At 42.7% G+C, this 14,083-nt stretch carries 11 protein-coding genes; 1 reads left to right on the forward strand and 10 read right to left on the reverse strand.

The window, feature by feature from the left end; translation table 11 throughout:
• The 10 genes from AC570H_RS15550 to AC570H_RS15595 all read right to left on the reverse strand — a co-directional run bounded on the left by AC570H_RS15550 (nucleotide 1) and on the right by AC570H_RS15595 (nucleotide 12,606).
• Entirely contained in the window at nucleotides 1–1,080 is a 1,080-nt protein-coding gene (locus tag AC570H_RS15550; RefSeq protein WP_497356430.1) for a glutaminyl-peptide cyclotransferase, read from the reverse strand.
• Entirely contained in the window at nucleotides 1,058–1,423 is a 366-nt protein-coding gene (locus AC570H_RS15555; protein WP_497356432.1) for a YraN family protein, read from the reverse strand. Before AC570H_RS15555 ends, AC570H_RS15550 begins: the two co-directional genes overlap by 23 nt.
• 113 nt (nucleotides 1,424–1,536) lie before the next feature.
• On the reverse strand, nucleotides 1,537–3,486 hold the full coding sequence (gene dnaG, locus AC570H_RS15560) for a DNA primase (RefSeq protein WP_497356434.1): 1,950 nt from the start codon (nucleotides 3,484–3,486) through the stop codon (nucleotides 1,537–1,539).
• 147 nt (nucleotides 3,487–3,633) lie between these two features.
• On the reverse strand, nucleotides 3,634–4,299 hold the full coding sequence (locus AC570H_RS15565; protein ID WP_497356436.1) for an SGNH/GDSL hydrolase family protein: 666 nt from the start codon (nucleotides 4,297–4,299) through the stop codon (nucleotides 3,634–3,636).
• 5 nt (nucleotides 4,300–4,304) lie between these two features.
• Complete coding sequence (locus AC570H_RS15570) at nucleotides 4,305–5,873, reverse strand: serine hydrolase (protein ID WP_497356438.1); 1,569 nt, start codon at nucleotides 5,871–5,873, stop codon at nucleotides 4,305–4,307.
• A 146-nt stretch (nucleotides 5,874–6,019) separates the two neighbouring features.
• Entirely contained in the window at nucleotides 6,020–6,970 is a 951-nt protein-coding gene (locus AC570H_RS15575) for a hypothetical protein (protein WP_497356440.1), read from the reverse strand.
• A 147-nt stretch (nucleotides 6,971–7,117) separates the two neighbouring features.
• Nucleotides 7,118–8,299, reverse strand: a complete 1,182-nt coding sequence (locus AC570H_RS15580) for a M20 metallopeptidase family protein (RefSeq protein WP_497356442.1) — start codon at nucleotides 8,297–8,299, stop codon at nucleotides 7,118–7,120.
• 25 nt (nucleotides 8,300–8,324) lie between these two features.
• Nucleotides 8,325–8,768, reverse strand: a complete 444-nt coding sequence (locus AC570H_RS15585; RefSeq protein WP_497356444.1) for an SPOR domain-containing protein — start codon at nucleotides 8,766–8,768, stop codon at nucleotides 8,325–8,327.
• Nucleotides 8,769–8,854: 86 nt separating this feature from the next.
• Nucleotides 8,855–12,163 carry a preprotein translocase subunit SecA gene (gene secA / locus AC570H_RS15590; RefSeq protein WP_497356446.1) on the reverse strand — a complete coding sequence of 1,103 codons (3,309 nt, stop codon included), beginning with the start codon at nucleotides 12,161–12,163 and terminating at the stop codon, nucleotides 8,855–8,857.
• 140 nt (nucleotides 12,164–12,303) lie between these two features.
• On the reverse strand, nucleotides 12,304–12,606 hold the full coding sequence (locus tag AC570H_RS15595) for a hypothetical protein (RefSeq protein WP_497356448.1): 303 nt from the start codon (nucleotides 12,604–12,606) through the stop codon (nucleotides 12,304–12,306).
• A 171-nt stretch (nucleotides 12,607–12,777) separates the two neighbouring features.
• Here AC570H_RS15595 and purD point away from each other — a divergent pair, with 171 nt between their 5' ends.
• Complete coding sequence (purD, locus tag AC570H_RS15600) at nucleotides 12,778–14,049, forward strand: phosphoribosylamine--glycine ligase (RefSeq protein ID WP_497356450.1); 1,272 nt, start codon at nucleotides 12,778–12,780, stop codon at nucleotides 14,047–14,049.
• The last annotated feature ends 34 nt before the right edge of the window (nucleotides 14,050–14,083 follow it).

Here is a 14,083-nt window from a genome sequence, read left to right on the forward strand (position 1 = left end):
CTAATTGAGCAGCTTGATCTCGTAAAGTTTAGGCCATTTTTTACCACCAACAAATAAACGTTTGCCTTTGGCATCCCAAGCAATGCCATTCAGCACGTTGTTGTTCTGTTCGTCTTGGGTTTTGAAGAAATTCTTAGGCACTAAGGCCGACAGGTCTATTTCGGCTTCTACTATTCCTGTTTTTGGATCGATGCGAACAATTTTATTGGTAAGGTACACATTGGCATAAATCTTACCATCAATAAATTCCATTTCGTTCAAGCTATCTACTGGACCCTTACTGTCGTAAACTTCAATATAGCTTTCTTCCTTATAGGTATTGGCATTCATGAACCAAATGCGATTGGTTCCGTCTGTCCGTAGGATGTTTCTGCCATCGAAGGTTAAGCCCCAACCTTCCCTGCTCTGCTCGTATGGGAAAGTGCCCAGCTGTTTAAGTGTTTTAGCATCGAACACGAAACCGATATTTTCCTGCCAAGTCAGCATAATGATCTTATCGCCGATTTTAAGCGAACCTTCTCCAAAATATTGCGCAGGCAATTGAATCTGTTGCAAAGTTCTACCGGTTTGTAAATCGACATATTTTAGTTTAGAAGCTCCTTTTTCGCCCGTACTTTCCAATAAGCGACCATCCACATAGGCCAAGCCTTCGGTATAGGCACTGGTATCATGCGGAAAGGTATTTACTACTTTATAGGCCAATGATTTTGGCTTTACACCACTTGTAATGACAATGTTCGTTGTAATGGTATCGTTTTTCCCAGCTTTTGTAACCACTGCCATTAAATTTTTATAGCCAAGCGATAAGCTGTCACTTTTAATGCTAATGCTGCCAAAATTATCATGCAAACTGGCCTTTAGCTTACCATCAAGATAATAATTGATTTCTTCGATTTTTTCACCTTTATCAAAATCCAAATTTAAGGGTATCGGTTGTCCAAATTCGATCTGCTGACCTTGCGTAGGCGCGCTAAAGGTAATGTAGCTCTTTGTATCGTCTTGTCGGCAGGCTCCAAGAGCAATGACTAAAACCGTCAGGCTAAGTTTTAATTTCTGATTAATCGATTGGCCAAAATGCATCTTCAATATGGGTTATGGTGTAATTATGCTGTACATTAAATAAAACAGAAACAATATCAAATCTAATTTCTCCTTGATGGTCCATGAGTTCGACATATGCTGTTGCGGCAAGGACCATTTGTTTTTGCTTTGCATCGTCTACAAAATCTTCTGGTTGTCCGAAAGCAGTCGAAGTCCTCGTTTTCACTTCCACAAAAATCAATTGCCTATTTAAATAAACAATCAAATCTACTTCTGCTTTTCCATGAATCCAATTTTCTTCGAGCACTTCATAGCCCTTTTCTTTCAAATAATTGGCGGCTATGGCTTCGCCCTGCTCGCCTAGGTCGTTATGTGTTGCCATTCCTTTGGTGCATTAGTTCATTGGATGATTAGAGGGTTAGCATATTAGCTGATTGTTGAGCTAATTCTGACAACTATTGGGCTTCAGCTGAAAACTGCCAATTGCAAACTGAATTATTTCACAATAACAGAACCCAAGTACTTCGAAATCTCTTTTTCTACGTTTTTGATAAAAACATAGCGTTGCATCAGGATTTCTTGGTTGGTTACATCGTGTTCAGATTTGATTTCCTGCAAAAGATCCAAGAGGATTTTATCTACTTTCCGCTTTTTAAGATGGTACAAACCGCCCAGAATGGTCGCCTTTAGGTTAACCGTTTCATCGCGTACATAAATCGTATGCTTGTTGTACCAGTTCTCGCTCAGGCTATAAGGTGATGTAGAAAGCGTAATGGCCAAATCGGCAATTTCACGATCTTCGCTTTTGATAAACTGATTGGCAGTTGGCAACTGGCCATTTTCTATTTCTGTACGGTAATGATCAATAATTTTCTTGCAAAGGGCATTTTCAAAAGTTACGTCGGTTAGGTTCTGCATAATGAACGAACCGATGTACATATTGTCGATTTTATCCCAGCTCACCAATTCGTGTCCAAAAGCCAACAACAAACGAATGATTTCCTTTTCCTGACGCTCATCGTCTGCAGAGATTTCTACCGTAGCCTGATTGCCAGGCCCATCTTCGGCAAAAAGATCATCGGGTGGCATGTCTGGATGAGAAGACTGTCGGGCAGCGGCCGATGCGACACTTTTCTTGAGCTTGGTCGACCGCATGGTATTGAGCTCATTGAGCAAAATGCGCTCTTCAATGCCCAATAAGCCACTACACTCTCGAATAAATACCGAAGCTTTGATGTTATCGGGTATTTTAGCAATGCTTTCTACAATATCACGGATGATGCCTGCCCGCTTAATCGGATCTGTTCCGGCTTCTGCCAACAAAATATTGGCTTTGTACAAGATAAAATCCTGACGCTTGCTTTCTACATAAGCCTTAAACTCGCCCGCACCCACTTTGTGCATATACGAATCGGGGTCGTCGCCATCTGGAAAAGAGACCACTTTAACGTTAAGTCCTTCTTCCAGAATCATATCCAATCCCCTTAGTGAAGCCTTGATCCCTGCAGCATCTCCATCGTATAAAATAGTGACATTCTGCGTGAAACGTCCAATTAAACGAATCTGTTCAACGGTTAACGAGGTACCTGAGGAAGCCACCACATTTTCGATATTGGCCTGATGCACCGAAAGTACGTCTGCATAGCCTTCTACCAAATAGCAGTTGTCCTGATCGCGAATGGCTTTCTTGGCGTGAAACAAACCATACAGCACATTCGATTTATGGTAAATCTCGCTTTCGGGAGAATTTACATATTTGGGAACATTTTTATCTGTTTTTAAAGTACGTCCGCCAAAGCCAATTACCCTACCCGTAAAGTTATGGATGGGAAACATTACACGGCCCCTGAAGCGATCGTACAGCTTGCCTTTATCATTTCTGATGGCTAAGCCTGTTTTCTCTAGGTATTCTTCGGCATGCTTGTTTTTTATGGCATCGAGGGTTAGCGCATCCCAAACATCAGGCGAGTAGCCGAGGTTAAATTTCTTAATGATGTCTTCCCTAAAGCCGCGCTCCTTAAAATAGCTCAAACCGATTGCCCTGCCTTCATCGTTATTCCAGAGGTGATCTTCAAAAAAACCAGCTGCAAATTGCGAAACAATGTATAAGCTCTCGCGGGCATTTTGGGCCTCTACATCCTGATGGCTGTCAACCGTTTCTTCAACTTCGATATTGTATTTATTGGCCAAGAACTTAAGCGCCTCGGGATAAGAATACTTCTCATGATCCATGATGAAGCGCACCGAATCGCCACCTTTGCCACAGCCAAAACACTTGTAAATGCCTTTGCTTACCGAAACGTGAAAGGAAGGTGTTTTTTCGCCATGAAACGGACAATTTCCAATTAAGCTGGTACCGCGTTTTTTAAGGTGTACAAAATCGCCTACTACCTCTTCTATACGGGCAGTATCCATTATTTTGTCTATCGTTTCGCGGTTGATCATTTTTTTGTAATATCGAGTAGCAAGTATCAGGTAGCAAGAGAACGAATCTTTCCTGTCCCATTTTACTTATTGTTGGTATCGAGGAGCAGGTATCAAGTAGCAAGAGCATACATTTTACCTCTTCCATCTTACCTTTTACATCTTTTCTTATTTTATAAAAGGCAACATCTGATCAGCCACCAATTGGTTACCGGCATCGTTCAAATGTACCTTATCTGAAGTTAGAACACCTTTTTCTTTATCTTCAGTATTGTTTTTTGCTTCGTATTCTGTAAAAGCCTTTCTCAAATCGCAAAGTGGGAGGTTGTTTTTGGCCGCCAGTTCTCTAATGCCTTGCGCATATTTGTTCAAGTCTGCATCAGCTTCGTTGGTCCCATCTTTTTTCTCTCCAATAACCGAAGGCGTACATAGCACTACCTTTGCACCATTGGCCTGGATTTTATTGATCAATGCCTGATAAAACTTGAGGTATTTATCATAATCGGTACCTGTTCTGGCGCCCAATTTATGCCATACGTCGTTAATTCCTACATAAATCAGTACCAGATCTGGTTTCTTGGCCAGCACGTCTTCTTCCATGCGCAGGTAAAGATCGTATACCTTATTGCCACCAATACCCGCTCCAACGAGTTCGTATTTGTCGGCATCCAACACTTTTTTCAGCTGATTGATGTAGCCATTGCCTTGCACTCCGGCTTGTGTAATCGAATCGCCAAAGAAAATTACTTTTTTAGGCTTTGCTGTCATGGCCATGCTTAATGTTAAAATTAGTGCTGTTGCAACTATTCCAATGTTCTTAATGTGGTTCTTCATTTTGGTTATTTTATATCGGTTAGCTTGAATTCTAAATCCTGAAAATCGAAACTGAAGTCGGTTAAAGGTGAAATGGCTTCCATTTTAAAGCCATCAGCTGTGCCTGTATTGCTTAAGCCAAAGTTCACAAAAGCATCTGCATCCAAACTCCTGTCGTACCATTTTACAATAAAGGTATTGCCTTTGTAATAAGTCATGTCGCCTTTGAGTTTTGGAGCGTTTTTGGCCTGAAAATGCATCTTGCCGTTTACTTCGCTAATGGTTACTTCGCCAAACCAGGCATCCTTAAACGTACCTAGGTAATTTTTAACCTCCGGTTTAACGGTGCTTGCTTTTTGTGCCGCTGCGATATCTGCCCAAACCTTATCAACCATTTCCTTGGCCTGCTTCTCGTTTCTTAAACGGTTATCGTTATAGGTTTTGATCCTGTCTTGTCCTTTGATATTCAAGTAGCCATCTCTAATTGAGCTGGTAATCGAATTAAAGGCAGCGCCAGATTGCTGGTTGGTGAGTACGATAATACCCAGCTTAAGCTCTGGCAAAATGGTTACCTGGGTTACAATGCCCGATAAACCACCGGTATGTGTTGCCTGAAAATTGCCATTTACCGAACTTAGGAACCAGCCCAGGCCGTAGCTGCTAAAGCTGGCCGGATTGCCGCCACTGATAATGGTTTGCGGGGTCCATAGCTCTCTGGCCACGGCGGCGCTGAACAGCTTTTTCTCCAATTGATCGCCGTATTTGCCACCGTTGATCATTGCGGTTACCCATTTGCTCATGTCGGTTACGCTCGAGTAGATGCCACCTGCCGCATTGGCAATTTCGCCAAAGCTTAATCCTACGGGCAACAATTTGCCTTCGTAAGGAGCATGGCCATCAATTACATTTGATTTATCTTTTAAACGGTACCAAGAAGCAGCTGTTTTGTTCATGCCCAAAGGCTTGATGATCCTGCTCTCGATAAAATCTTCATAAGTAGTGCCTGAAACCCTGGCTACCACATCTCCAGCTACAATATAGAGCAGGTTATCATAATCGTACTTGGTACGGAAGGAAGAAACCGGTTTTAAGAAGCGAAGGTTATGGATCAGCTGCTTTTTATCAACGGTTGACGAATCTGGCCAGATCATCAAATCGCCGGCACCCAAACCCAAACCGCTGCGATGTGTCAATAAATCCCTTATGGTAAATTCGCTGGTTACAAAAGCATCGTACATTTTAAACTCTGGAATGACATCGGTAACCTTGGTATCCCAGGTAATTTTTTTCTCATCAACCAACATGCCTAAAGCAGCGGCGGTAAATGCCTTGGTATTAGACGCTACGCCAAACAAGGTGTTTTCGTCTACCTTCTGATTGGTTTTGATCGAACGTACGCCATAGCCTTTGGCATGGATCAGTTTTCCATCCTTGATAACGGCTACGGCAATGCCTGGCACATTAAAAGTACTCAGTGTTTTTTCGGCAACGCTATCTATTTGTTTGGAGGTTAGCACCTGCGCCTGCAGGTTGCCAACGAAAGCGCATAAGGCAACCAGGCCAAGCCCAATTGTTAAGCGGTATGATGAATGCATAGTTCAAAGATTTAAATGATAAAGATAATGATCTTTTAGAGCCTGTTTAAAATTATCTAATAATTTGCTCGTGCCCTGATCGGTGATACAAAATAAACAAAGTTAATTAACTTATGGTCTATGGGCCACAGACCATGGCGCCAAAACTATTTGCCTTTGCCCAGTTTGTAATCTTTATGAAGGATCAGGAAACTGGCCCGTTCCTCTTTTTTAAATGGATAGTCCCAATTGCCCTGGTAGGTAATTTTAGTAGGCAGCTTCACCTCATCAAAATAGCTCATCTCTATGTTCATCTGCACATCAAACTCGAAAAGCATATTGCTGTATTTCATGTCTACATAACGACCCAATATCTCGAAATTCCGCTTGTCGAAAATAGTAACAAGCTCTTTGATCATCAAACCATCTTTGGTCCAGCTGCTCAGATCGGGCTTTACCGACACCTTGAAGCGATAGACCGGGATTGAGTCCAAGTAAGTTCCACTATAAAAGGTATAATCGTAATATTGGCGCATATTGGCCGTGAAAATCTGTGTTTTGTTCCCTATAAATGGCAAGCCTTTAATGGGCCTTCCGGGATTAAAAATCAAGGTTTTAAGCTTGTCTTTATAGCTTTCGTTCGTGCCACCCTTGCCTTTTTCGGTGCTTGGTGCCGAGTTGGGCACGAAATCGGTATTATAGGCATTCATAAAAATGTAATCGAACATCTCAACGGTGTATAATTGATATTTCCCGTTTTTCTTGTAGATCTTGCCGTTGTCTTCCTTTACCAAGTATTCCATCTTGTAAGGTCCGTCGTTGTTATGCTTGATTTTTCTATAGATACGGCCATCAACCTTGTTCTTTTTATCATAGGTAAAAACCCTGTTTTCGGCAATAAAAGTATATTTCTTCATGTTGCGAAAAGCCTGATAAAAACTGGTATCGTTGATGATGGCATCGATAAAGGTTTCTACATTCAGTCGTTTAGACTTGATGTTAACCACCGAATCGAGCTGTATGGTAGGAATGGTATCTGGATTAAAACGTTGGATTTGCTGCGCAGCCGCATCAAATGTAAGCATCGTTGTAACCAGTAATAGCAATAATTTCTTCATCTAGTTCTTTAAATACAAATATCCTGCCCGAAAATACATCGTCATGCTGAACTCGGTTCAGCATCTATCTCGAGAGAGACCCTGGATCAAGTCCAGGGTGACGCGTCTTTACATTTCCCTTCTTCCATTTTCCGTCTTACCTTTTACCTAGTTACCCAACTGTTTCAATGCAATGTAGGCCATTAAACCTGTCGAGGTTTTTAAGGCATCTTCATCGATATCAAAATTTGGCGTATGAACCGAATATTGGGTTCCCTTGGCTTCGTTACCTGTACCTAAACGGTAAAAACAGGCATTTGTTACTTGCGAATAATAGGCAAAATCTTCTGCCGCCATCCAAATATCCAGGTCGATTACGTTTTCTTTGCCTAAATAATCTTCGGCATAGGTTCTTGCCCTATCGGTTAGTTCTTCTTCGTTAATCAAGAAGGGATAGCCACGCATGATATCGAAAGTACAGCTCCCGCCCATGCTTTCGGCAATGCCTTCGGCCATTTTCTTCATGAGTTTATGGGCTTCGTTTCTCCAATCTTCGTTCAATGTCCTAAAAGTACCTTCAAGTTTTACCTCGTTCGGAATAATATTGGTCGCCCCATTGGCATTTACTTTGCCAAAAGAAAGTACAGACGGCAAACGTGGATCGGCATTGCGGCTTACGATTTGTTGCAAGGCCACAATAATATGTGCTGTAATCAAAACAGGGTCGATATTTTGGTGTGGCTGTGCGCCGTGACCGCCTTTACCATGTACGGTTACATATAATTCATCGGTAGAGGCCATGTAAATTCCCGAACGAAAACCTACTTTACCGGTATCGATCAACGGCATCACATGTTGTCCGATCATGGCATTTGGCTTCGGATTTTCCAATACACCCTCTTTGATCATGATGCTGGCACCACCTGGCAACAGTTCTTCTGCTGGCTGAAACACCAATTTGATGGTTCCTGCAAAATCAGCTTTCAATTCGTTGAGGATATAGGCCGTACCCAAAAGTGATGAGCTGTGTACGTCGTGTCCACAGGCATGCATTACACCATGGTTTTTAGAACGGTAAGGCTTATCATTGGCTTCATGGATAGGCAGGGCATCCATGTCTGCACGCAAAGCCACCACCTGATCTGAAGGAATAGCGCCTTTAATCAAGGCAACAACTCCCGTATTGGCCATTTCTGTATATTCGATGCCCCATTTTTTTAGCTTATCCTTAATAAACAATGAGGTTTCAAACTCTTTAAAGGAAAGTTCTGGGTTGGCATGGATATGGTGACGATAGCCCACTACGTCGTTATATATTTTGGCAGCTAGTTCTTGTACTTTATCTTTCATCGTATGTTTTTTTATGGCGAAGAAGCTATTTATTTACTTCTTCCAATTCTGGCGCATTGATCTTTTCCCTAAAAATAAAAAGGGTAGGATAGCTGGTCTTCAATTCGTTTAAGAAGCGCTGGGCTTCCATCTTCGTCCTGAAATCGCCAACGCGCAGGTAATAATTTGGTTCTTTATAAGTGATATAGGTTCCTGTTTTAGGGTAATTGCTCTTGAAACGGCTTTGTTCGCTAAAGGCTTCGCGCCGGTCTGATCCATAGAAAACTTGTACCCGGTAGCCCATATCCGAAACAATAGCGGTACTGCCTGGATTGGTGGTAGTAGCTTTCTTTTTATTGAGCTCTGCCCTTTTGGCGATCAGGCTATCAATACGCGGGTCTTTAATGATGGTGAGCTCGCCTTTGGCCTGCGCCAAGACAAATTGAGCAAACAATACAAAAACCAGAAACAGATATATTTTTTTCATCATAACAGCTTGGCTCTTCAAGGCCATTTCGGGGCAAAAAAAATGCCGAACTTTTTGCAAAATTCGGCATTCTTATCTGGTATTACAAATTATGCATTAGCACCATGGCAGTTTTTGTACTTTTTGCCACTGCCACATGGGCAAGGTTCGTTACGACCAACGGTTGCTTCTTTACGAATGGGTTGCTGTGGCGCCATTTCGCGGGTATCTTCCATTGGCATTGCACTGCTGCTCGATTCGTTGAATTCGGGCTTTGACATGCGCAGGTTGCTTGGCTGTGGCCTTGGTGCCCTGGCTTCTTTTACCTCATCTGCATCTTGCTGTACAGGAATGCTTCCTTTAAACAAGAAACTTACCACTTCTTTGTTTACCACGCTCAACATGCCTTTAAACAAGTTGAAAGCTTCCATTTTGTAAATAATCAATGGATCTTTTTGTTCATAAACCGCATTTTGAACCGATTGTTTCAACTCGTCCATTTCGCGCAAATGCTCTTTCCAGCTGTCATCGATCAAGGCCAAAATAATGGTTTTCTCGAAGGCCTTAGTTACTTCCCTGCCATTGTTGTCGATTGCTTTTTTCAAATCAACAGGCACTTGAATATGACGGATGCCATCGCTGAAAGGTACCACGATCTGCTCTATCTGATCGCCACGCTCAGCAAATACCTGTTTCAATACCGGCATCGCCTGATTGATGGTTCCTTCTGATTTACGGGCATAGAAAGTAGTCACCTCGTCAAACAACATATCAGTCAAAGTATTGATGTTCTTCGAATTGAATTCGCTCTCTGCAATGTTGCTGTCTACCGAGAAATTTTTGATGACTTCTAGCCTGAAGCCTTCGTAGTTGCTGCTTTCTTTGTATTCGGTTACGATATCTTCGGCCACATCGAATACCATATTGTTCATGTCAACATCCAAACGATCGCCGAACAAGGCATTTTTACGTTTAGAGTAGATTACCGTACGTTGCGAGTTCATCACATCATCGTACTCCAATAAACGCTTACGGATACCAAAGTTGTTTTCTTCTACTTTTTTCTGTGCACGTTCGATAGAACTGGTGATCATCGAGTGTTGAATTACTTCGCCATCTTCGATACCCATTTTCACCATAATGTTTGAAATACGTTCTGAACCAAACAAACGCATCAAGTTGTCTTCTAGGGATACGAAGAACTGTGAAGTTCCCGGATCTCCCTGGCGACCTGAACGACCACGCAACTGTCTGTCTACACGACGAGACTCGTGACGCTCGGTACCTACGATGGCCAAACCTCCAGCTTCTTTTACGCCTGGGCCCAACTTGATGTCGGTACCACGACCAGCCATGTTGGTTGCAATGGTTACGGTGCCTGCCTGACCGGCTTCGGCCACGATATCAGCCTCTTTCTGGTGCAATTTCGCATTCAGTACGTTGTGCTTGATGCCACGTAATTTGAGCATACGGCTCAACAATTCAGAAATCTCTACCGAAGTAGTACCTACCAATACCGGACGTCCTGCTTCTGTTAATTTTACGATTTCTTCGGCAACGGCATTGTATTTTTCCCTTACGGTTCTGTAAACATAGTCTTGCTGGTCTTTTCTAGACATTGGTCGGTTGGTAGGAATTTCTACCACGTCTAATTTATAGATTGACCAAAACTCACCGGCTTCGGTGGTTGCTGTACCCGTCATACCGCAAAGTTTGTGGTACATACGGAAGAAGTTTTGCAAAGTAATGGTGGCATAAGTTTGCGAGGCATCTTCAACCTTCACATTTTCCTTAGCCTCGATAGCTTGGTGCAAACCGTCTGAATAACGACGGCCATCCATGATACGGCCGGTTTGCTCATCAACGATTTTGATTTTGCCTTCGTCTATGATATATTCTACATCTTTTTCAAACAAGGTGTAGGCTTTTAACAACTGGTTTACCGAGTGGATACGCTCTGCTTTTACAGAGTAATCGCGCATCAGGTTGTCTTTTTTGGCGATTTTTTCTTCGCTGCTCAAACTTGATTTCTCGATTTCGGCAATCTCTGTACCTACATCTGGCAATACGAAGAAATGTGCATCTTCGCCAGATTGGGTAATCAATTCGATACCTTTTTCGGTCAATTCTACCTGATTGTTTTTCTCGTCGATATAGAAGAACAACTCAGAATCCACTTTAGGCATATTCTTAGATTGATCTGCCATATAGTGGTTCTCTGTTTTCAACAAAGTTTGTCTAACGCTGCCTTCGCTCAAGAATTTGATCAAGGCTTTGTTTTTTGGCAAACCACGATGCGCACGCAATAGCGCCAAACCACCTTCGCCTTCTTCGGTTCCGGTATTGCCGCTGTTGATTAACGTTTTGGCCTGGTTTAAGGCTTGGGTAATGTATGCCTTTTGGGCATTTACCAAACGCTCGATACGTGGTTTAAGCTCATAAAATTCGTGCTGATCGCCAAATGGCACCGGACCAGAAATGATCAATGGTGTACGGGCATCGTCAATCAATACCGAATCGACCTCATCCACCATGGCAAAGTGCAATTTGCGCTGTACCAATTGGTCTGGCGTTTGTGACATGTTATCGCGCAGGTAATCGAAACCAAATTCATTGTTTGTACCGTAAGTGATGTCTGCCAAATAAGCATTTCTGCGTTCTTGCGAGTTTGGCTCGTGCTTATCGATACAATCGACGCTGATGCCATGGAATTCGAACAATGGTCCGTTCCACTCCGAGTCACGTCGTGCAAGGTAATCGTTCACCGTTACAATGTGTACTCCTTGACCAGCCAAGGCATTTAAATAGGCAGGCAATGTACTTACCAAGGTTTTACCCTCACCAGTAGCCATCTCGGCAATTTTACCGCTATTTAAAACCATACCACCGATCAACTGTACGTCGTAGTGAACCATGTTCCAAAGTACTTCGGTACCAGACGCATCCCATCTGTTTGCCCAAAGTGCTTTATCGCCAACAATCTTTACATTGCTTTTGCGCGCGGCGTAATCCCTGTCGAATTGGGTTGCGGTAACTTCTAGATTTTCGTTTTCGCTAAAGCGGCGCGAAGTTTCTTTTACTACGGCAAAGGCATTAGGCATGATTTGCAACAATACCTTTTCCAATTCTGCATCACGTTCCTTGCCCAGGGCATCAACTTCATCGTATAAAGCAGTTTTTTCATGCAAAGGCAAGTCTTGTTGTTCTGCTTTTTGTTTTACATCGGCAATCTGTGCATCGATGTTGGCCAATGCTTCGGCAATCGTTGCCTTAAACTCTGTAGTCTGATTTCTCAATTCGTCATTGCTTAACGACGAAAGTTTGGCATATGCCTCATTAATCTGCTGCACTAAGGGCTGTAATGCCTTAATATCTCTTTCTGATTTGCTTCCAAATATCTTGGCTAAAAATCCTAACATGTGTATGGTGGTGTTTGTGTATATTCAAAAATGTTCAATTCGCAACACCCAAACGTCGGCCTTCATAGGTCAGCTTGGCTTTGCGGGCGGAGCATTTGGCTCCAAATGCCTTTAATAGGCTTGATGTGAATAGGAAATCTTTAGGGGCTGTTGTTTCTGGGTTGCTCCCTGGTTGCCAGATCGGCAACAAAATGATTGGGTGTGCTATATTTAGCTGCTTCTGTTTCTGGAAGCATGCCTATGGTACTTAAATCGTTATAAGACAAAAAGAAGGGATTTCTATCGTGGTCTTGCTGGGCAGTTCCCAGAGAAACGATTTCGGTGCCTATCTGCTGCTTGTTGCAGTACCTATCGCTCAAATACCTCAAATCCTCTACACGCTCGGCTTTGGCCAAGTGCGTAAGGCTAAAAAATACAAGAGATATGGTAACGAGGTGTCTCATTCTAGCGGCAAATCTAATTTTAATCTTTTACATACAGAAATCTGATTTATAGCAAATACAATTCCAAATCCATTTCACTGCCAATTTGCCTGCCAAATAGCTTTCTTTAGATTTTATCCCTGCTTCTGAACAGAAAGCAATATCTTTGTTGGCATAGAAAAAACACTATTGATGAATATTTTACTCCTTGGTTCTGGCGGAAGAGAATGTGCTTTTGCTTGGAAGATGAGCCAATCGGCCCAATGCGACACTTTGTTTATAGCACCCGGCAATGCCGGAACCAGTGTCTATGGCAAAAATATCAACCTTAACCCCAACGATTTTGAGGCCATCAAAGCTTTTGCCTTAAAAGAAAACATTGGCTTATTGGTGGTTGGTCCAGAAGAGCCCTTGGTAAACGGAGTGCATGACTTTTTTAGCAACGACGAGCAATTGGCACACATTCCGGTTATCGGCCCTAAAAAAGAAGGCGCCATTTTGGAAGGCAGCAAGGATTTTTCGAAACAGTTTATGGAACGCCATGGCATTCCTACAGCTAAATCGAGATCTTTCACCAACGAAAACCTGGATGAAGGCCTGGCCTACCTACAAAATCATGCTTTGCCAGTAGTTTTAAAGGCAGATGGCTTGGCAGCCGGAAAAGGAGTATTGATTATTGACAATACAGCCGAAGCCCAAGAAGAACTCAAATTGATGTTGGGTGGCAAGTTCGGCACAGCCGGCGCAACCGTAGTGATCGAAGAGTTTTTAACCGGTATTGAGCTTTCTGTTTTTGTACTGACCGATGGCAAAAACTATGTGATCTTGCCAGAGGCCAAAGACTACAAGCGCATTGGCCAGGGCGATACCGGATTGAATACCGGTGGCATGGGTTCTGTTTCACCAGTTCCGTTTGCCAATGAGGCTTTCTTAGCCGATATCAAGACCAGCATTATACAACCAACTATCGATGGCCTGATCAAAGACCAGATCGATTATACCGGTTTTATCTTTTTCGGCTTGATTAAAGTAGACGATAAGCCTTATGTAATCGAATACAACTGTCGCATGGGCGATCCAGAAACCGAAAGTGTTATTCCACGTATCGAAAGCGATTTGGTAGAATTATTTAAAGCTTGTGCCAATAAAAAGCTGGATAGTTATCAGCTGGCAATTAGCAATAAATGTGCAGCTACGGTAATGATTGTTGCCGGTGGCTACCCTGGACCTTACGAGAAAGGCAAAGCCATTGCAGGTTTAGAAAACATCCGCGATTCGTATGCCTTCCATGCCGGAACCACCTTCGAAACCGGACAGGTAAAAACCAATGGTGGCCGAGTGTTGGCCATTACCAGCGTGCAAGACAGTCAATTTGAGGCCCTACAACACGCTACTGCAGATGCTGCCCGCATTTATTTTGATGGCAAATATTTTAGAGAAGATATCGGGTTTGATTTGATGTAAAATAGCTTAAATCGCAAAAAGTCAAAACACTGAA

The organism is Pedobacter sp. B4419, assembly GCF_059693725.1.

Bases quoted from the DNA above. Each gene is read 5' to 3' on its own strand.
- AC570H_RS15550 (WP_497356430.1), bottom strand. From the start codon at position 1,080: ATGCATTTTGGCCAATCGATTAATCAGAAATTAAAACTTAGCCTGACG.
- AC570H_RS15555 (WP_497356432.1), bottom strand. From the start codon at position 1,423: ATGGCAACACATAACGACCTAGGCGAGCAGGGCGAAGCCATAGCCGCC.
- dnaG (WP_497356434.1), bottom strand. From the start codon at position 3,486: ATGATCAACCGCGAAACGATAGACAAAATAATGGATACTGCCCGTATA.
- AC570H_RS15565 (WP_497356436.1), bottom strand. From the start codon at position 4,299: ATGAAGAACCACATTAAGAACATTGGAATAGTTGCAACAGCACTAATT.
- AC570H_RS15570 (WP_497356438.1), bottom strand. From the start codon at position 5,873: ATGCATTCATCATACCGCTTAACAATTGGGCTTGGCCTGGTTGCCTTA.
- AC570H_RS15575 (WP_497356440.1), bottom strand. From the start codon at position 6,970: ATGAAGAAATTATTGCTATTACTGGTTACAACGATGCTTACATTTGAT.
- AC570H_RS15580 (WP_497356442.1), bottom strand. From the start codon at position 8,299: ATGAAAGATAAAGTACAAGAACTAGCTGCCAAAATATATAACGACGTA.
- AC570H_RS15585 (WP_497356444.1), bottom strand. From the start codon at position 8,768: ATGATGAAAAAAATATATCTGTTTCTGGTTTTTGTATTGTTTGCTCAA.
- secA (WP_497356446.1), bottom strand. From the start codon at position 12,163: ATGTTAGGATTTTTAGCCAAGATATTTGGAAGCAAATCAGAAAGAGAT.
- AC570H_RS15595 (WP_497356448.1), bottom strand. From the start codon at position 12,606: ATGAGACACCTCGTTACCATATCTCTTGTATTTTTTAGCCTTACGCAC.
- purD (WP_497356450.1), top strand. From the start codon at position 12,778: ATGAATATTTTACTCCTTGGTTCTGGCGGAAGAGAATGTGCTTTTGCT.